A 19,798-nucleotide genomic window follows, 5' to 3' on the forward strand; every position below is an offset into this window, starting at 1 on the left:
ACCGTGGAGAACGCTATGTCATCACAACGTGAAATTCGCCTGAATGCTTTTGATATGAACTGTGTCGGTCATCAGTCGCCGGGGCTGTGGACCCATCCGCGCGACCGTTCCTGGCAGTATAAGGACCTGGATTATTGGGTCGACCTCGCCCGTCTGCTGGAACGCGGTAAGTTCGACGGCCTGTTTATTGCCGACGTGCTGGGTATTTATGACGTGCTGAACGGTAGCGGAGATGCGGCGATTCGCCAGGCGACGCAGGTGCCGGTGAACGATCCGCTGGCGTTGATAACCCCAATGGCGCTGGTGACGGAGCATCTTGGTTTTGGCTTGACTGCCTCGCTGTCGTTTGAGCATCCGTACCCGTTTGCCCGTCGTCTCTCCACGCTCGATCATTTAACCAAAGGCCGGGTAGGCTGGAACATCGTCACCTCGTATCTGGAAAGCGGGGCGCGCAATATCGGCCATCAGACTCAGACCGATCACGATGCGCGCTATGACTATGCGGATGAGTATCTCGACGTCGTCTATAAGCTGTTGGAAGGCAGCTGGGAAGATGGTGCAGTCCTGCGCGATCGTGAGCGCGGGATCTTCAGCGATCCGCAAAAAATCCATCCGATCAACCACCAGGGCAACTTTTTCTCGGTACCGGGGATCCATCTCTGCGAACCGTCACCGCAGCGCACGCCGGTGCTTTATCAGGCCGGAGCCTCCAGCCGGGGCAAGCAGTTCGCCGCCGGTCATGCCGAGTGCGTTTTTGTCGCCGCGCCGTCGAAAGTGCTGCTTAAAAAGACCGTGGCGGACATTCGCCGCCGCGCTGCCGAAGCCGGGCGCGATCCGCGCAGTATCCTGATTTTCAACCTGCAAACGGTCATCGTGGGTGAAACCGACCGTGAGGCGCAGGCCAAATGGCAGGAGTATAAATCCTACGTCAGCTATGAAGGGGCGCTGGCGTTGATTTCCGGCTGGACCGGGATCGATTTTGGCCAGTATCAGCCGGACCAGGTGCTGAAATATCTGCATACCAACGCCATTCAATCGGCGGTAGAAGCCTTTTCCACCGCCGACCCTGACCGCCAGTGGACGGTACAGGCGCTAGCAGACTGGGTCGGCATTGGCGGCTTCGGTCCGCTGATTGTCGGCAGCGCAGAAACCGTCGCCGATGAGCTGCAATCGTGGGTCGAAGAGACCGATGTTGACGGCTTCAACCTGGCCTACGCCGTCACCCATGAAACCTTCCGCGATGTGGTGGATCTCTTAATCCCTGAGCTGCAAAAGCGCGGCGTCTTTAAGCAGGAATACCGCGAAGGCACCCTGCGCGAAAAACTGTTTGGCGCCGGGCCGCGACTGGTGGCACCGCATCCGGGCGCGGGATACCGCCGTGGCGCCCGTATCGACGTCGGCGCAGAGGAGAAGGTGACATGATCGAAATCGACAACCTGCATAAAAGCTATTGCGGGGCCGACGGACGCGTCAGCGACGTGCTTAAAGGCCTGTCGCTACGGGTGCCGACCCGCTCCATCACCGCGGTGGTGGGGCCAAGCGGCGCCGGCAAATCGACCCTTGCCCGCTGCATCAGTCTGCTGGAACGTCCCGACAGCGGCAGTATTCGGGTCAACGGTAACGATCTGTCACTGCTCAGCGGCGAGGCGCTGCGCCGCGAGCGGCGCACAATCGGTACCGTTTTTCAGTCCTCCGCGCTGCTGAATCGCAAAACGGCCTGGCAAAATATCGCGCTGCCGCTGGAGTATCTCGGCGTGGTCGATCGCGATATTCGGGCCCGCGTCGGTGAACTGCTGGAGAGCGTCGGACTGAGCCATAAGGCGGATGCCTGGCCGGCCCAGCTTTCCGGCGGCCAGCGTCAGCGGATCGGTATTGCCCGTGCGCTGGCGCTGCGGCCGTCGGTGCTGCTGGCGGATGAAGCCACTTCGGGTCTGGATCCGCATGCCACCGCCGCGGTTCTGAATTTGCTCAAAAGCCTGCGGGATGAATACCGTCTGGCGATTGTCCTGATCACCCACGAGATGGATGCGGTACGCACCGCCGCGGATGCGGTAGCGGAGATTCGCGACGGCGCCATAGTGCAGTTCGGCCAGGTGAAAGAGCTGCTGGCGCGCCCGGATTCGCTGCTGGGCCAGCAGCTGTTGCCGCTGTCTCCGGTTGCGGCCGATAGCGATCTGTTGTTGCGCCTGAGCTATCGCTGGGATATTCCGGTGGCGACTGACTGGATCAGCCGCCTGAGCCAGCAATTCGCCCTGCAAATAGATGTGCTCGGCGGCCACGTCGAGGTGATCAACGGTCGGCTGGCGGGGAGGCTACAGGTGGGCGTGCGTTTTCAGGGAGAACGTCTGACGGCGTCACGGGTGCTGGCGCTGCTGGCTCCACTTGGTATTGCGGGAGAAGTGCTTGATGGCGTACCTGAACTTCAGGAGGCGGTATGAAACCTACGGTGATGAGTCAGGATACTCCCTGGAGTGAGATTCATACGCTGCTGCTGCCGGCCTACGCTGAAACCTGGCTGATGGTGGCCATTGTGATGCTGTTTGTCGTGACGCTTGGCGGCGTGGTCGGGGTGGTGTTATTCAACGCCTCGCCGCGCGGTTTGTTTCCCCATATCGCGCTTTATCGGGTGCTGAACTGGGTGGTGAATATGGGGCGCTCTCTGCCGTTTCTGGTACTGATGGCGGCGATTATTCCCTTCACCTTCTGGCTCACCGGGACGACGATCGGTATTCCGGCGGCCGTGGTGCCGATGATAGCCGCCGGTATCCCGTTTTTTGGCCGGCTGGTGGAAAACGCGCTGCGTGAACTGCCGGCGGAGGTCACCGCCGTGGGGATCGTATGCGGAGGTTCGCGCTGGCAAATAATCCGCAGTGCCCAACTGAGCGAAGCGCTGCCGGCGCTGGTGGCGGCCGTAACGCTCAACCTGGTCTCGATGATCGAATATTCCGCCATTGCCGGCACCATCGGCGCGGGAGGTATCGGTTATCTGGCGGTGGTATATGGCTACCAGCGTTTCGACAATCACATCATGATCGCCACCATTATTGCGCTGATTGCCACTATTCAACTGATTCAATTTTTTGGTGACCGCCTGGTCAACACACTTCGCCACACGCAGGGGATCTCTTCATGACAACAGAACAGTTTGAGTTACGTAAGGCCCGCCGCTGGCCGTGGCTGGTGGTGCTGGCGGCGATCGTGGCTCTGGCCGTCGCCTTCTGGTGGTGGCGGGGACAGGCTCAGTCACAGCAGGTGGTGTTTGGTACCACCTTAAAAATTCATTATGAACCGGCGATGGCCGGCGAGCAGCGAATAATTGAGTATATCGGCCAGCATATCGCGCCGGATTATGGCCTGAAGCTGGAGGCGGTGGGCGTCCAGGATCCGGTGCAGGCGGACCGGGCGGTCGCACAGGGTGAATATGCAGGAACCATTTATCAGCATCAGTGGTGGCTAAAGCAGGTTGTCGATGCCAACGGCTTCGCGCTGTCTACGACGGTGCCGGTGTTCCAGTGGGCCTTTGGCATTTACTCCGACCGCTATACCTCGGTGCAGGCACTTCCCGCCGGCGCGACGATTGTCGTCCCGGATGACGGGGCGAACCAGGGGCAAGCGCTGTGGCTGCTCCAGCGCATCGGCCTGATTTCGCTCGACCCGGCGGTGGAGCCGCGTACGGCGAAGCTGAAAAATATCGTCGGCAACCCGCATCACTTTACGTTTAAGGAGCTGGATTTACTCACCATGCCGCGGGCGCTGAACTCGGTGGATGCGGCTATCGGCTATGTCTCGCAGTTTGATGCCGGGAAAGTGTCGCGCGAGAAGGGAATTTTATTCCCGCCCGCGCCACGCACCTTTGCGTCGCAGCTGGTTATCGGGACGCCTTATTTGTCGCAGGAGAATATCGTCAAATTGCAGCAGGCGTTCTCCGACCCGCGGATTCAGAGCTGGTTAAAAACCACCGACGATCCTCTGGTTAAGGGCGTGCTGGTGCCGGTCTCCGCAGAATAATTCTGGCCAGAAAAAGCGCTTGCAGGACGGGTGAAAGCCCGTCCTTTTTTTGTTATTTTTTGTTTTTAACTTATTGAATATATTCATTTTTATATGCTTATTTGTTGGTTTCATTTACGCCGTTATCGGCCTATAACCCTGATGACCTGCACAACAATATTAAGGTGAAAAAATGAGTACGCTGTCTGTTGATAATCCCGGCGTGGCTTCGGCGCCGGTGAGTAGCGTCGGGGATGTGGCGCGGCTGATAAATTCGGGCAAGGATCAGGCGAAATATGCGCGGATGATTGTCTTCCTCGCGCTCGGCGGTGTCTTTCTCGACGCTTATGATTTAACCACTCTCTCTTACGGCATCGATGATGTGGTGCGTGAATTCCAGCTGTCGCCTCTGCTGACCGGTCTGGTGACCTCTTCCATCATGGTTGGGACCATTATTGGCAACTTAATCGGCGGCTGGCTGACGGATAAATATGGCCGCTATTCGGTGTTTATGGCTGATATGCTGTTTTTTGTGGTCTCAGCGGTCGCCGCGGGGCTGGCGCCCAACGTCTGGGTGCTGATCGGTGCGCGCTTTCTGATGGGGATTGGGGTGGGGATCGACCTGCCGGTTGCCATGTCCTACCTGGCTGAGTTCTCCCGTTTTACCGGTAAAGGCAATAAAGCCGCACGTCTCGCCGCCTGGTGCCCGATGTGGTACGCCGCATCTACGGTCTGTTTTCTGGTTATTTTCGGCCTCTATTTCCTGCTGCCGCAGGAACATCTGGACTGGCTATGGCGCGCTTCGCTGCTGTTTGGCGCCGTACCGGCACTGCTGATTATCGCCGTGCGCAGCAAGTTCATGAATGAATCACCGCTGTGGGCGGCGAACCAGGGAGACCTGGCCTCGGCGGTGCGTATTCTGCGCGACTCTTACGGTATTGCCGCACATGAAGCGCCAGCCGCACGGCCCGCGCCGCCGCCGAAAGTGAGCTTCCGCATACTGTTCGAAAAACCGTACCGCGAGCGCACCATCGTTGCCGGGGTAATGAACATTTGTATCTCCTTTGAGTACACCGCAATCGCCTTCTTCCTGCCGTCGATTCTCGCGCAGTTCCTTGGCGCCGGGGTGTTTGAAACCATTTCGGCTTCGCTGGGGTTGAATGCACTGTTTGCCTTTACCGGCGGGCTACTGGGAATGCATCTGGCGTGGAAATATCCCTCCCGCCACGTGGCGATTGCCGGATTTGCGCTGCAGTTTATCGCCCTGATTGTCCTGGCGCTGCTCGGGCAGCCGCATGCCACCGTGGGCGTGGTACTGGCGATTGCGATGCTTGGACTGTGGTTGTTTGCCGAAGGCTTTGGCCCCGGCGCGCAGCTGATGATCTACCCGGCGCTGTCCTACCCGACGGCGATCCGCGCCACCGGCGTTGGTTTTAGTCGGGCGCTCTCCGGGATCGGCAGCGCGCTGGCGCTGTTCGTGCTGCCATTATTGCAGGCCTCTCTCGGCACCCAAATGTTCTGGGTGGTGTCCCTGGCCGCCATTATTCCGATCTTCTTCCTGCTTGCGGTTCGCCACGAGCCGACGCGTCACGATATTGACGACAGCCACCATTAAGGAACAGATGATGACATTACTTTCTACCGGTACTGACTATGCACAGCTGGCGGCGGCCTTTCGGCCGATTTTCACCCGCATTGCCCAGGGGGCGGTGAGCCGCGAGCAGCAGCGGATTCTGCCCGATGAGCAGATTCGTTGGCTGAAAGAGGCCGGGTTTGGCACGGTGCGTATTCCCCGGGAAAAGGGCGGTTGGGGGGCATCGCTGCCACAGCTGATCGCTCTGCTGATTGAACTGGCCGAGGCTGACTCAAATCTGCCGCAGGCGCTGCGGGCCCATTTTGCCTTCGTTGAAGACCGCCTGAATCAGCCTGATTCTGCACAGCGTGACCGCTGGTTTCAGCGGTTTCTCGACGGTGAACTGGTGGGCAGCGGCTGGACTGAAACGGGGACGGTTAAGCTTGGTGAGGTGATCACCCAGGTTACGCCGCAGGAGCAGGGCTGGCGGTTAAACGGCGAGAAGTTTTACAGCACCGGGGCGCTGTACGCCGACTGGATTGATGTGTTTGCCCGCCGTAGCGATAGTCATGGTGATGTGATTGCGCTGGTCAGCACCCGGCAGAGCGGCGTTGAGCGTGAAGATGACTGGGACGGTTTTGGCCAGCGCCTGACCGGCAGCGGCACCACCCGTTTTAAGCAGGCGCGGGTTGAGCAGGAGCATGTCTATGATTTTGCCGAACGCTTTCGTTATCAGACCGCTTTTTACCAGCATATTTTACTGGCGACGCTGGCAGGGATTGGCCTGGCGGTAGAGCGCGACGCCGCAGAAGGCGTGAAGCGGCGCACCCGGATGTACAGCCACGGCAATGCCGGCGTCCCGCGCGATGATGCGCAGGTGCTACAGGTGGTGGGGCAAATCAGCAGCTGGGCCTGGGCAACCCGTGCGGCGGTGCTACAGGCGGCGGAATCTTTACAGCAGGCCTATGTTGCGCATGCCAGCGGCGATGAAGCGCTTATTGAGCAGCATAACCGGCTGGCCGAGGTGGAAGCTGCGCAGGCGCAGGTGATAGCCAGCGACTGGGTGCCACGTGCAGCGACCGAACTGTTTAACGCTCTTGGCGCCTCGGATACCCGGGTGAGCAAAGCGCTCGACAGGCACTGGCGTAATGCACGCACGGTGGCCTCGCACAATCCGGTTATCTACAAAGCGCGCAATATCGGGAACTGGCTGGTCAATGGCGAAGCGCCGACGTTTATCTGGCAGATTGGTAACGGCGAGAAAGCGCAGGGCTAGAAGAAACGGCGACGGGGCACCCGCCGCCGTGAGATCAGCGTTTGTCCTGTGACCAGGTGGCGCTGCGGACATCCACTTTGACCGGCAGCAGGCCGATACGGGTAAAGGTATCCGCCAGCGCCTGCTGCTCGTTATACACCGCAGGCGTCATGCGTTCAGCACCGTAGGGCAGACGGGTAAGCGCCTTCAGCCAGATAGCTTTGTCCAACCCGGTTGAAGTCGCGAGAATTCCGGCGGCGTCGTCCTGATGGACGTTGGCCCATTCGCTTAATTTACCTAACTCATCCACGACTTGTTTCGCGGTATCCGGGTGATTTTCTGCGAACTTGCGGCTCGCCAGATAGAAGGTGTAGTGCGGCACCAGCCCTTCGGCATTGCGAATCTGCCGGGCTTTGGCGTTTGTTTCAACTTCGGCGAGGTACGGATCCCAGATAACCCAGGCATCAATCGCCCCGCGCTGGAAAGCGGCTCGGGCATCGGCCGGAGGCAGATAAACCGGGGTGATATCTTTATAGCTCAGCCCGGCATTTTCCAATGCGGTAACCAGCAGGTAGTTGACGTCAGAGCCTTTATTCAACCCTACGCGCTTGCCTTTCAGGTCGGCGACGTTGTGAATCGTCGAGTTTTCCGGCACCACGATCGCTTCAGTTTTCGGGTTTGCCGGTGAGTGCGCGAGGTAGACCAGATCCGCCTGCGCCGCCTGGGCAAAGGCCGGTGGTGCGTCGCCGGTGGCCGCCAGGTCGATACTGCCGACGTTCAGCCCCTCCAGCATCTGCGGGCCGGCCGGAAATTCCACCCAGCGCACGGCGATCCCCTGTTTTTTAAACGTTTCATCAAGGGTGCCACGGTACTTCAGCAGGGCGAAGATATTGGCCTTCTGGTAACCAATGTTTACGGTTTCTGGCGCCTGAGCCAGCGCGGAGGCGGACAGACCAAGCAGCAGCGGCAGTGCGGCCAGATGGAATCTTTTGGACATGATGAGTTCTCCTTTGGCGGTTTGCCGTAAGGTAACAAACTGTCCTTATAACCAATAAATAACTAAATTTTAATTTATATAACAGAAATGATTTTTTGCTGAGAGGCCATGCAGGAAAGACCCGGCAGAACAGGCTGCCGGGTTGATATCGTTAGTCGCAGGCGACGATTTTCATCGCCAGGCCGCCGCGCGAGGTTTCGCGGTACTTGGCGTTCATATCTTTGCCCGTTTCGTACATGGTTTCGATAACCTTATCGAGACAGACACGCGGCTCGCTGGTGCGGCGCAGCGCCATACGTGCAGCGTTGACCGCCTTGACGGCAGCGATGGCGTTACGTTCGATGCAGGGAACCTGTACCTGGCCGGCAACCGGATCGCAGGTTAGACCCAGGTTGTGTTCCATGCCGATTTCTGCCGCGATGCACACCTGGCCTGGGCTTCCGCCCAGCAGCTCTGTCAGACCGGCTGCCGCCATTGAGCAGGCTACGCCGACCTCGCCCTGGCAGCCGACTTCGGCACCGGAAATCGAGGCGTTCATCTTATAGAGCGAGCCGATAGCGCTGGTGACCAGCAGGTAGCGCGCCAGCGAATTGGCATTCACCTTACGGATAAACTTGTCGTAATAGGCCAGCACCGCCGGCACGATGCCGCAGGCGCCGTTGGTTGGCGCGGTAACCACGCGTCCACCGGCGGCATTCTCTTCGTTAACCGCCAGAGCAAACATATTGATCCAGTCAACCACCGCCATCGGATCGCTGTTGGTATTGTCCTGGCTGACCAGCATCCGACGCAGCGCGGCCGCACGGCGCGGGACGCGCAGCTTGCCTGGCAGCACGCCTTCGGTAGTGATGCCGCGCTCAATGCCGCTGCTCATGACTTCCCAGACGGCGTTGAAGTGCTGTTCCAGCTCGGCTTTGCTGTGCAAGGCCAGCTCGTTTTGCATCATCAGACCGGAAAGCGAGAGGCCGCTTTCACGGCAGTGTCTTTGCAGATCCGCCGCGTTTTTATACGGATAAGGCACTACCGCTGGCGCTTCATTGGTCTGGCCGAAATGTTCTTCATCGACAATGAATCCGCCGCCGATGGAGTAGTACGTCTGGGTGTAGAGCACCTTGTCGCCACCGAGGGCGGTAATACGCATGCCGTTTTCATGCAGCGACAGGTTGTCGGCATGGAAATTCATGCACTGGTCGACCGGGAACTCAACTTCCTGCTGGCCGTTTGCCAGCATCAGGCGCCCGTGGGTGTTGACGTCCTGAATGAACGCCGGGATAGCGTCGATATCAACGCTGTCAGGCAGGTTGCCCGCAAGGCCCATAATAATGGCGATGTCGGTATGGTGGCCTTTACCAGTGAGGGAAAGGGAGCCGTAAACGTCGACAACGACTTTAGTGACGTCAGCAAGCAGCCCGCGCGCGATAAGATCGTCCGTGAATTGCTTGCCCGCTTTCATTGGTCCAACGGTATGGGAGCTGGAAGGGCCAATGCCGATTTTAAAAATATCGAATACGCTGATCATGTTGCATCCAGTACTGTCGGGAAGCGCGCCGCCTGCTGGCGGCGCGGGGGAGATTAGCTGAACAGAGAGTAGAAAATCGCGGAGATAGCAATCAGGCCCATAATCACAACGAAGACGTTGCTGACGTGGCCGCTGTATTTGCGCATGGCCGGGACTTTCTGGATAGCGTACATCGGCATCAGGAACAGAATCATCGCGATAATCGGGCCGCCGAGCGTTTCGATCATGCCGAGAATGCTTGGGTTCAGCGTGGCCACAATCCAGGTGGTCACCAGCATGAACAGCGCAGTGATTTTGTTCAGTTTATTGATTTCGATGCTTTTGCCTTTACCGCGCAGGGATTTAATCACCATGCCGTTAAAGCCTTCACGTGCGCCCAGATAGTGGCCAAGGAAGGATTTGGTGATGGCAATCATGGCAATGATCGGTGCCATCCAGGCAATGAGCGGTGCGTTAAAGTGGTTCGCCAGGTAAGACAGAATCGAGATGTTCTGATCTTTCGCCGCCGCCAGGTCTGTCGGGGACAGGCTCAGTACGCAGCTGAAGACGAAGAACATTACGGTCAGCACCATCATGATATGAGCGCGAGCTAGGATGCTGGAGCACTTCTTCTCTGCGCCCTGACCGTACTCTTCGCGCTTCGCCACGGCGAAGGAAGAGATAATCGGTGAGTGGTTAAAGGAGAACACCATGACCGGAATCGCCAGCCAGAGGGTCATCCACAGGCCTTTGCCGGTCGTTGCGCTGCTCAGGGAGAGGGTTTCCAGCGCCGCGCCGTTCCACTGAGGAATCAGATACAGTGCCAGAATCATCAGGGCGATAACGAACGGGAACACCAGGATACTCATCGCTTTAACAATCATCTGCTCGCCGAAACGAACGATGGTCATCATGCCCACAATCAGGATCAGGGAGAGGATTGCCCGCGGCGGCGCAGTCATCTGCAGCTGGTGGGTCATAAAGCTCTCAACGGTATTGGTGATAGCCACGCTATATACCAACAGAATCGGGTAGATGGCGAAGAAGTAGAGCAGGGTAATCAGTTTGCCTGCGCCAATACCGAAGTGCTCTTCAACCACTTCCGTGATGTCTTCACCCGGATTTTTCCCGGAAAGGACAAAACGGGTCATTCCACGGTGGGCGAAAAAGGTCATTGGGAAAGCAAGAATTGCCATAATGATCAGGGGGATCATACCGCCGACGCCGGCATTAATCGGCAGGAACAACACGCCTGCACCGATTGCCGTACCGTACAGTCCCAGCATCCACATGGTATCTGTTTTGCGCCATCCGCTACGGGTTTCGCCCGAAACGATAGTGCTGGTTTGAGTGGTTTCCATCTGTATCTCCTGGAGGAAGCGACCAAATATAATGATTAAAATCAATTAAGTAATATGAAATTCGTTTTATTACGGTTTTTTAATGATTTTCTCCGCAACAAGTGGGGCGGAAAGATACATTTATCTGGTAAATGCATCAGTGATCGCGATCCCAATTGCAATAATCCACTTTCTATGTGCGTGTTTTTAGTTCAACAGTCTGTTTATGGTGATCAGCCAGATATTTGTGGCGCGAAGGCTAACATTTACAGGATATGAGATAAAAGAAGGTGGGCTTAATAACGATGTTTTTGCTGTAAAAATGAGATACAGACGATGTTTTTGCGCTTAAATACCCTTTTTTCAGCGTTATTTATCGCTACTTATGGAAACGCAAACGATTGGCTTTTGTAAAAAATTCGCGAATCATTCTTAAAATAAATGAATCATTGGGAAAGCAGACTGGAGAGACTCAGCGGGAAGTAGGGTCGTGAAGAACGGGCTATGTCGCAGTGCGGCGTAGCCCGGAATGGCAGGTTAACTCACTATCAGGAACAGATTTCGTAGCAAGGAATATAAGCGGTACCGCCCGGCAGCTTCATGCGATGCTGCGCGACAAAGCCCTGCAGCAGGTCGTCCATGCGGCGCATCATTTGCGGATCGCCGTGCAGCTTGTAGGGGCCGAATTTTTCGATTGCCTGGATGCCCACTTCTTTGACGTTACCGGCTACGATACCGGAGAACGCGCGGCGCAGATCAGCAGCCAGTACTTCCACCGGTTGATCCGGGTAGAGTTTAAGATTGGCCATGTTTTCATGCGTCGGATCGAACGGCATTTGTAGATCCGGGGTAATACGAATTGACCAGTTAAAGCTGTAGGCATCGTCGGTTTCCCGGCGGCTCTCTTTGACCAGAGGCATCGCTTTTTTCATCTGGCGCGCCACTTCGCTGGCGTCGTCGATAATAATGCGATAGTGACGACGCGCCGATTCGCCCAGGGTGTGGACGATAAACTCATCCAGCACGCGGAAATAGTCGGCGCTCTCTTTCGGGCCGGTGAGGATCAGCGGCAGCACCTGCGATTTGTTAGCCGGGTGCATTAGAATACCCAGCAGATAAAGCAGCTCTTCAGCGGTGCCGACGCCGCCCGGGAAGATAATAATGCCGTGGGCGATGCGCACGAACGCCTCAAGGCGTTTTTCGATATCCGGCATAATGAGCAGCTCGTTAACCAGTGGGTTAGGCGGCTCGGCGGCAATAATTGACGGTTCGGTCATCCCGATAAAGCGGCTGTCTTTGTAACGCTGCTGAGCGTGACCGACCGCGGCGCCTTTCATCGGTGCTTCCATCGCGCCCGGGCCACAGCCGGTGCAGATATTCAGCTCACGCAGGCCCAACTGGGTCCCGACGCGACGGGCGTACAGATATTCGTTTTCGTTAATCGAGTGGCCGCCCCAGCAAACAATCATGTTCGGCGCTTCACCGACGTGCAGGGCGCGGGCGTTACGCAGAATCGAAAAGACCAGATTGGTAATATGTACCGAGCTTTCGAGATCGAGATTCGGGAAACGCACGGTGTTGTGAATCTGCCCGTAAACGAACAGGATATCGCGCAGTACGGCAAACAGGTTGGCCTGCAGGGAACGGATAATACGCCCGTCGACGAAGGCTTCTTCCGGCGGGTTGATCAGTTCCAGCTTCACGCCGCGTTCGCGACGCAGCACGTTAATATCGAAATTTTCAAAACGAGACAGCAGCTCCTTGCTGTTATCGGTCAGGCTCCCCGAGTTGAGTACAGCAAGCGAGCAGTTACGAAAGAGTTGATAGAGGTCACTGCTGGCGGTGCGTTTAAGCATATCCACTTCCAGCTGTGACAGCATATCCATTGAACCAAGCGGGCTAACATGTGTAATCAAGTGAACTCCTTACAGGACGATTATCGTCTTCCTGTGATTACAATAGCCTTGCCCGTGACGTTTCCACAACCTTGCGTACGCGTGAACGCACGCAAAGTGAGAAAAATATCTGCTACTGACGTGCCAGGCGGCCGATGGCCGGCACAAATTCTGTGTTGCTACGCCATGGGTTAATGTCCAGACCGCCGCGACGGGTATAGCGGGCGTAGACCGAAAGTGACTCGGGCTGACAGAAATGCAGGAGGTCATTAAAAATGCGTTCAACACACTGCTCGTGGAATTCATTATGGTGGCGGAAAGATACCAGGTAGCGCAGCAGCTTTTCGCGATCGATTTTTGGCCCGCGGTACTGAATTTGCACCGAGCCCCAGTCGGGCTGGTGGGTGATCAGACAGTTGGATTTCAACAGATGGCTGACCAGCGTCTCCTCGACTATCTTGCCGCCTGCGGCGTCCTGCAGATAGTCCGCGCTGAACGCATAGTTATCAATCTCGATATCCTGATCGTCAATGCAGGAGCCGTGAAAATGTGCCACCGGCTGGCCCTCGAGTTCGTCGAGGCGATAGAGCGCAACCGTGACCTCACCCTGCGCGCAGGCGCACAGATCGCGCGTCAGCGTCGCCTGAACATCCTGCCAGCTGGCAAAACGGGTCTGGTTAAAGCTGTTGAGATAGAGCTTAAAGCTCTTTGACTCTACCAGGTTCACGGTCGTGTCGTTCAGCTCAACGTGACCCACGGCGACCTGCGGCAGACCTTTTGCATTGAGCCAGGAGAGTTCGTACAGCGTCCAGATATCGCCGCCGTGGAAAGGTAAATTGTCCGCATGCAGGCCCAGCGGATCGCGGTTCAGGCTGCGAGGTACGCCTTGTAGCAGAGAGGCGTCGTAAGTATCGCGGTAATCCGTTGATTTACCGAGCGTCAGGCCGGCCAGCGCCTGATGATTATCGTAAGAAGACATGTTTCACCATAGTAAAGCGGGTACACTAGCAACCCAGTACGGACGCGTTGTGTTCAGATAACAGATAAGAAGGCTACGTTTGCGTCAGCCATCGCGGAATGGCCAGTCGGGCTTGCCGCCTTTCTGCAACGCGCAATAAACAGAGTATATCCTGACTCACGTAAGGAGAGAAACCGGTGGACTATCAGACTGCAGAAGCGCTGCGGGCATTTACCCAACGTTATTGCGATGCCTGGCAGCAGCAGTGCGCGAGCCTGCCGCGTAGCGAAGAGCTTTATGGCGTACCGTCACCCTGCATCAGCGCGACGCACGGCGATGCCGTTTTCTGGCAGCCGCAGCCTTTTACAGCGGAACAAAATATCAGCGCGGTTGAACGGGCGCTTGATATTGTGGTACAACAGCCGATTCATAGTTATTATACCACTCAGTTTGCTGGCGATATGCCCGCGCGCTTTGCCGGTGAAACCATGACGCTGCTGCAAACCTGGAGTCCGGATGATTTCCAGCGCGTGCAGGAGAATCTGATCGGCCACCTGGTGGTACAAAAACGGCTGAAGCTGCCGCCAACGCTTTTTATTGCTACGCTTGAAAGCGAGCTGGGAGTGATTTCAGTTTGCAACCTGAGCGGTGAAGTGCTTAAAGAGACGCTCGGCACGCGCAAACGGACGACCCTTTCTCCTTCTCTGTCGAACTTCCTTGACCAGCTTGATCCGGTTCTGTAATCCATTTTACTCACCCGTTTGTGAGAGATCTCTTACAAGACCTGTAAGAGATCGTCATCATTTAGGCCATTTTTTCGCGGCTTTCTTTCTGGTAAATCAATATAATTCAGTTAGTTATTCTTTGCTTTGCCTTTTTAGGTGGGTGCTAATCTTAAGAGATTCTCTTAAGAAGGCTTGTAAGACGAAGCGGAATCAGTGATCCTATGTGTGTCGACAGGGAGTCGCGAAATGAAGTGAACATCAGGATGATGACTCTTCATGCAGGACCCGCCGGGAAGGCGTAGCAAGGATAGGCTTCAGGATGAAGCACAGGATAACGCAGGAACGCGTAAAGGACACCTCCAGGATGGAGAACGTGAGCCGCTCATGATGAACGGTGGATCAGGAAGATCGGGACAGGCTTAAGGACAAGTGATTTCGCATCGGGGTGGTGTGGAAGCAGGATGCACAAGTTTACGGATGAACATGGTCAGGAGACCTCAGGAAAAGTTTTCACGGACGAGCAGGGAGCACCAATGTAGCTGGATTGCTGCGAAACGAACCGGGAGCACTGTTTATACAGTGCTCCCTTTTTTATGCCAGTTTTCTGGCCCTGAACAAAGTGCATCGGGCTAGCCGTGAATGGAAGCCGACGCCGTCGACCGATGGCAGGACCCTGGCTCTCGCCAGTCCACGGCCAGTCTTCCCCAGCCCATATGATTTACAGTAGTTTTCGCTGCTGTATTTGCTATCCTGCGTCCGGTTTACAACACATCGAGGTTTCCCATGACTCTTCACCTTAGCGTGCGCGAGCGGTTGCACGCCCTTGAAGCGCTGTTGCGCGAAACAGAACACTGGCAGGACAATGCGCCGGAAAGCCGTGCGTTTGCCAGCGATCAGCCTTTCTGTATGGACACGCTCGAACCGCTGGAGTGGCTGCAGTGGGTCCTGATCCCTCGTATGCACCACCTCCTCGATGGCGAGCAGCCTTTGCCGCAGAATTTCGCCGTCGCCCCGTATTATGAGATGGCCCTGGATGCCACACATCCGCTGCGCGAGCGACTGCTGGCGGAGCTGATGCTGCTGGATACGCTTTTTGCCGGTGATGACGCCTGATGCTGGAGATTATCTATCAGGACGAATGGCTGGTGGCGGTCAACAAACCCTCCGGCTGGCTGGTACATCGCAGCTGGCTGGATCGCGATGAAAAAGTGGTGGTGATGCAAACCGTGCGCGACCAGATTGGCCAGCATGTGTTTACCGCTCATCGCCTCGACCGTCCGACCTCCGGCGTGCTGCTGATGGGACTGTCGAGCGAAGCAGGAAGGCGTCTGTCGCAGCAGTTTGAGCAGCATCAGATGCAAAAGCGCTACCACGCGATGGTTCGCGGCTGGCTCACTGATGAAGCGGTGCTGGATTACCCGCTGGTGGAAGAACTGGATAAAATCGCCGATAAATTTGCCCGGGACAATAAAGAACCCCAGCCGGCAGTAACCCATTATCGCGGGATGGCGACGGTAGAAATGCCGGTCGCCACCGGCCGTTACCCGACGACGCGCTACAGCCTGGTTGAGCTGGAGCCTAAAACCGGGCGTAAACACCAGTTGCGTCGTCATCTTTCTCATTTGCGTCATCCGATTATCGGCGACAGTAAACACGGCGATCTCCGGCAAAACCGCAGCGCCGCAGAGCATTTTTCCGTTGACCGCTTGATGCTTCACGCCAGCCAGCTATCGTTAACGCATCCCTTTACCGGTGAGCCGCTGGTGATCCGTGCGGGCCTTGACGACGTCTGGATGCGGGCGCTGTCGCAGTTTGGCTGGCGCGGTCTTCTGCCGCTAAATGAAAGGGTTGAGTTTGCTGACGACAGCGGTCAGGATGAAGAGAATGAGGGTAATTCAGGGAGATAATCATGGCAGATATCGGTATTTTTGTAGGCACGATGTACGGAAACGCGCTGCTGGTAGCCGAAGAGGCAGAAGCCATTCTGAGCGGGCTGGGACATAAAGCGAAGGTGTTCGAAGACCCGGAGATTCAGGACTGGGAACCGTATAGCGGCAAATATGTACTGGTGGTGACCTCCACCACCGGGCAGGGCGATCTGCCGGATAGCATCGTCCCGCTGTATGAAGGGATGAAAGATATGTATCAGCCGCACCTGCGCTACGGGATCATCGCGCTTGGCGATAGCACCTACGCTAACTTTTGCGGCGGTGGTAAGACGTTCGATGCGCTGCTGCAGGAGCAGGGGGCCAGGCGTATCGGCGATATGCTGATGATTGATGCCAGTGAAGACCCTGAGCCCGAAGGCGTGTCCAATCCGTGGGTTGAACAGTGGGCGAGCCTGCTCGAATAACCGGATACCTAAACGGATTTATTAGCGGATAAAAGTTGCGCCCTCTCCCTACATAGAGGGCGTCACTTATTGATGCCAGCGCCAGAAAAACGGTCGATGAGATGTTAACTATTTTGTCTGTCCCGGGCATCGGGCATTTGCACGACAACCTTTTCGTGAGTGCGGTTTTTTCCGGCAGTTTCCACCGGGTCAAGAGAGGCATTTCACACTCCTGCTGTTTGTTTCGCCGTTTCCGTTGTTCATCGTGCCTGCTTTTCATTTCCGTGAACTACCCCCCATCCAGTCAGGCATAAGCCACAAATCTATTTCTAAATCTCCGCTAAAGCTGTGTGTATGCACGGTGAGCCCGCCAGGCCCTCTTTTTATACTTTCCCTGCCAGTTAAAAATGCAGCACGCCAGATAGAACGAAAACAATGAAAAACACAAACACGTCATTCTGACTACCCTACAGGTTGTGCCATTCAGAATGAACGTAGCTACCGGCTATGATTCAGGAGTGCAACAATGAGTACATTAAGTCAGGCGGCTAGCGGCGCGGAAAAACGCACCAATGCCCGCTACTGGATAGTGGTGATGCTGTTTATCGTCACATCTTTTAACTACGGTGACCGGGCAACGCTGTCGATCGCTGGTTCGGAAATGGCCAAAGATATCGGCCTGGACGCGGTGGGCATGGGTTACGTTTTCTCTGCGTTCTCATGGGCCTACGTTATTGGTCAGATCCCCGGCGGATGGTTGCTGGACCGCTTCGGTTCAAAACGGGTCTATTTCTGGTCTATCTTCATTTGGTCGATGTTTACCCTGTTGCAGGGGTTCGTCGATATCTTCAGCGGCTTCGGCATTATTATCGCTCTGTTTACCCTGCGATTTTTGGTCGGGCTGGCGGAAGCGCCCTCTTTCCCCGGCAACAGTCGAATCGTGGCGGCCTGGTTCCCCGCGCAGGAAAGGGGCACTGCGGTGGCGATTTTCAACTCTGCACAATATTTTGCCACCGTTATTTTCGCGCCAATCATGGGCTGGCTAACTCATGAAGTTGGCTGGTCACATGTCTTCTTCTTTATGGGGGGACTGGGGATTGTTATCAGCTTTGTGTGGCTGAAAGTCATCCATGAGCCGAATCAACATCCAGGCGTCAACAAGAAAGAGCTGGAGTATATTGCCGAAGGCGGCGCGCTGATCAATATGGATCAGAAGAAAAACGCCCCAAAGGTGCCGTTCAGTGAAAAGTGGGGCCAGATCAAACAGCTCATCGGTTCCCGCATGATGGTCGGTATCTATATCGGTCAGTACTGCATCAACGCATTGACCTACTTCTTTATTACCTGGTTCCCGGTCTATCTGGTGCAGGCGCGCGGCATGTCGATTCTGAAAGCCGGGTTTGTCGCATCGGTACCTGCAATCTGCGGGTTTGCCGGCGGCGTACTGGGCGGGATTATCTCTGACTGGTTAATGCGTCGCACCGGCTCGCTCAATATCGCCCGTAAAACACCAATCGTTGTAGGCATGTTGATGTCGATGGTGATGGTGTTCTGTAACTACGTTAACGTGGAGTGGATGATTATCGGCTTTATGGCGCTGGCCTTCTTCGGTAAAGGGATTGGCGCACTGGGCTGGGCGGTTATGGCAGATACGGCGCCGAAAGAGATTAGCGGCCTGTCGGGCGGCTTGTTCAATATGTTCGGCAACATCTCCGGCATCGTGACGCCGATTGCAATTGGTTACATCGTCGGAACGACAGGCTCATTCAACGGCGCGCTGATTTACGTCGGGGTGCATGCGCTGGTGGCGGTACTGAGCTATCTGGTGCTGGTGGGTGATATCAAACGAATTGAACTTAAACCAGTCGCGGGGCGCTAATGATGAACACTCAATCCAGTCCGGTGATCACCGATATGAAAGTCATTCCGGTAGCCGGCCACGACAGCATGCTGTTGAACATCGGCGGGGCGCACAACGCCTGGTTTACCCGTAATATCGTGGTGCTGACCGACAATGCGGGGAATACCGGCATCGGCGAGGCGCCTGGCGGCGAGGTTATTTATCAGACGCTGGTGGAGGCCATTCCTCAGGTGCTGGGGCAGGAGGTCGCGCGTCTGAATAAAGTGGTTCAGCAGGTACATAAAGGCAACCAGGCGGCAGATTTTGACACTTTTGGGAAGGGGGCCTGGACCTTTGAATTGCGCGTCAACGCGGTCGCGGCGCTGGAGGCCGCGCTGCTTGACCTGCTAGGTAAAGCGCTTAATGTGCCGGTTTGCGAACTGTTGGGGCCGGGCAAACAGCGCGATGCGGTCACTGTCCTGGGCTATCTCTTCTATATCGGCGATCGAAATAAAACGGATCTCCCTTATCTGGCAAGTACCCCAGGAAGCCATGAGTGGTACCACCTGCGCCATCAGGAGGCGATGAACAGCGCTGCGGTGGTGCGGCTCGCTGAGGCCGCGCAAGATCGCTATGGTTTTAAAGATTTCAAACTCAAGGGCGGCGTTTTGCCGGGCGAGCAGGAAATTGAAACCGCACGCGCGCTAAAAAAACGCTTCCCGGACGCGCGTATTACCGTCGACCCAAACGGCGCCTGGCTGCTGGATGAAGCCATTGAGCTCTGCCGGGGGCTGCAGGATGTGTTGACCTATGCAGAAGACCCGTGCGGTGCCGAGCAGGGCTTTTCCGGGCGTGAAGTGATGGCGGAATTCCGTCGTGCAACCGGGCTGCCGGTGGCGACCAATATGATTGCCACCAACTGGCGTGAAATGGGGCACGCGGTGATGCTCAATGCGGTGGATATTCCGCTGGCGGATCCACACTTCTGGACGTTGTCCGGAGCGGTGCGGGTGGCGCAGCTGTGCGATGACTGGGGGCTGACATGGGGCTGTCATTCGAATAACCACTTTGATATTTCGCTGGCGATGTTTACCCACGTGGGCGCCGCTGCCCCGGGCAACCCAACCGCGATAGATACCCACTGGATCTGGCAGGAAGGCGACTGTCGTCTGACGAAAAATCCGCTGCGGATAGAAAACGGCAAGATTGCCGTACCGGATGCGCCAGGCCTCGGCATTGAACTGGACTGGGAGCAGGTGCAAAAAGCCCATGAAGCCTATAAGACGCTGCCCGGAGGCGCGCGCAATGACGCGGGACCGATGCAGTATCTGATCCCCGGCTGGAAATTTGACCGCAAGCGTCCCGTGTTTGGCCGCCACGCTGTCGTCACTCAATAAG

17 protein-coding genes are annotated in these 19,798 nt (G+C 56.4%); 12 read left to right on the forward strand and 5 right to left on the reverse strand.

Going from position 1 to position 19,798, the window contains the following annotated elements; all coding sequences use genetic code 11:
• The first annotated feature begins 15 nt into the window (after nt 1-15).
• From ACMYSK_RS24480 to ACMYSK_RS24505, 6 genes are all read left to right on the forward strand, one after another.
• A complete protein-coding gene (locus ACMYSK_RS24480) occupies nt 16-1,422 on the forward strand; it encodes an LLM class flavin-dependent oxidoreductase (protein ID WP_434639044.1) in 1,407 nt (468 codons plus the stop codon).
• Entirely contained in the window at nt 1,419-2,438 is a 1,020-nt protein-coding gene (locus ACMYSK_RS24485; RefSeq protein ID WP_434639045.1) for a methionine ABC transporter ATP-binding protein, read from the forward strand. Before ACMYSK_RS24480 ends, ACMYSK_RS24485 begins: the two co-directional genes overlap by 4 nt.
• Nucleotides 2,435-3,133, forward strand: coding sequence for a methionine ABC transporter permease (locus tag ACMYSK_RS24490; RefSeq protein WP_434639046.1), 699 nt, complete (start codon nt 2,435-2,437; stop codon nt 3,131-3,133). Before ACMYSK_RS24485 ends, ACMYSK_RS24490 begins: the two co-directional genes overlap by 4 nt.
• Nucleotides 3,130-4,008, forward strand: coding sequence for a MetQ/NlpA family ABC transporter substrate-binding protein (locus ACMYSK_RS24495; RefSeq protein WP_434639048.1), 879 nt, complete (start codon nt 3,130-3,132; stop codon nt 4,006-4,008). The genes ACMYSK_RS24490 and ACMYSK_RS24495 overlap by 4 nt, the downstream gene beginning before the upstream one ends.
• Before the next feature lie 172 nt (nt 4,009-4,180).
• Nucleotides 4,181-5,602 (forward strand): MFS transporter, encoded by a 1,422-nt coding sequence (locus ACMYSK_RS24500; RefSeq protein ID WP_434639049.1) that lies wholly within the window; start codon nt 4,181-4,183, stop codon nt 5,600-5,602.
• Nucleotides 5,603-5,612: 10 nt separating this feature from the next.
• Entirely contained in the window at nt 5,613-6,836 is a 1,224-nt protein-coding gene (locus tag ACMYSK_RS24505; RefSeq protein WP_434644337.1) for an acyl-CoA dehydrogenase family protein, read from the forward strand.
• Between the two features lie 34 nt (nt 6,837-6,870).
• Here ACMYSK_RS24505 and ACMYSK_RS24510 read toward each other — a convergent pair whose 3' ends face one another.
• From ACMYSK_RS24510 to queF, 5 genes are all read right to left on the reverse strand, one after another.
• Entirely contained in the window at nt 6,871-7,812 is a 942-nt protein-coding gene (locus tag ACMYSK_RS24510; protein ID WP_434639050.1) for an aliphatic sulfonate ABC transporter substrate-binding protein, read from the reverse strand.
• A 151-nt stretch (nt 7,813-7,963) separates the two neighbouring features.
• Nucleotides 7,964-9,331, reverse strand: coding sequence for an L-serine ammonia-lyase (locus ACMYSK_RS24515; RefSeq protein ID WP_434639051.1), 1,368 nt, complete (start codon nt 9,329-9,331; stop codon nt 7,964-7,966).
• A 53-nt stretch (nt 9,332-9,384) separates the two neighbouring features.
• Nucleotides 9,385-10,671, reverse strand: a complete 1,287-nt coding sequence (locus ACMYSK_RS24520; RefSeq protein ID WP_434639052.1) for an HAAAP family serine/threonine permease — start codon at nt 10,669-10,671, stop codon at nt 9,385-9,387.
• A gap of 527 nt (nt 10,672-11,198) precedes the next feature.
• Nucleotides 11,199-12,566 (reverse strand): nucleotide 5'-monophosphate nucleosidase PpnN, encoded by a 1,368-nt coding sequence (ppnN, locus tag ACMYSK_RS24525; RefSeq protein WP_434639054.1) that lies wholly within the window; start codon nt 12,564-12,566, stop codon nt 11,199-11,201.
• Between the two features lie 112 nt (nt 12,567-12,678).
• Nucleotides 12,679-13,524, reverse strand: coding sequence for an NADPH-dependent 7-cyano-7-deazaguanine reductase QueF (queF, locus tag ACMYSK_RS24530; RefSeq protein ID WP_434639055.1), 846 nt, complete (start codon nt 13,522-13,524; stop codon nt 12,679-12,681).
• A gap of 176 nt (nt 13,525-13,700) precedes the next feature.
• Between queF and syd the strand changes: the two genes are divergently transcribed.
• The 6 genes from syd (at nt 13,701) to ACMYSK_RS24560 (ending at nt 19,797) form a co-directional block, all read left to right on the forward strand.
• Entirely contained in the window at nt 13,701-14,246 is a 546-nt protein-coding gene (syd, locus tag ACMYSK_RS24535; RefSeq protein ID WP_434639057.1) for a SecY-interacting protein, read from the forward strand.
• A 765-nt stretch (nt 14,247-15,011) separates the two neighbouring features.
• Complete coding sequence (locus ACMYSK_RS24540) at nt 15,012-15,341, forward strand: YqcC family protein (RefSeq protein WP_434639058.1); 330 nt, start codon at nt 15,012-15,014, stop codon at nt 15,339-15,341.
• The gene (gene truC, locus ACMYSK_RS24545; RefSeq protein ID WP_434639059.1) at nt 15,341-16,135 is read left to right on the forward strand and encodes a tRNA pseudouridine(65) synthase TruC; all 795 of its coding nucleotides are present in this window, start codon (nt 15,341-15,343) and stop codon (nt 16,133-16,135) included. Before ACMYSK_RS24540 ends, truC begins: the two co-directional genes overlap by 1 nt.
• A 2-nt stretch (nt 16,136-16,137) precedes the next feature.
• Entirely contained in the window at nt 16,138-16,581 is a 444-nt protein-coding gene (locus tag ACMYSK_RS24550) for a flavodoxin (protein ID WP_434639060.1), read from the forward strand.
• A 505-nt stretch (nt 16,582-17,086) separates the two neighbouring features.
• The gene (gene gudP, locus ACMYSK_RS24555; RefSeq protein ID WP_434639061.1) at nt 17,087-18,439 is read left to right on the forward strand and encodes a galactarate/glucarate/glycerate transporter GudP; all 1,353 of its coding nucleotides are present in this window, start codon (nt 17,087-17,089) and stop codon (nt 18,437-18,439) included.
• Between the two features lie 2 nt (nt 18,440-18,441).
• Nucleotides 18,442-19,797 carry an enolase C-terminal domain-like protein gene (locus ACMYSK_RS24560; protein ID WP_434644340.1) on the forward strand — a complete coding sequence of 452 codons (1,356 nt, stop codon included), beginning with the start codon at nt 18,442-18,444 and terminating at the stop codon, nt 19,795-19,797.
• Nucleotide 19,798 lies beyond the last annotated feature (1 nt).

It is taken from the genome of Klebsiella sp. I138 (assembly GCF_051131765.1).
Taxonomy (GTDB): domain Bacteria; phylum Pseudomonadota; class Gammaproteobacteria; order Enterobacterales; family Enterobacteriaceae; genus Klebsiella.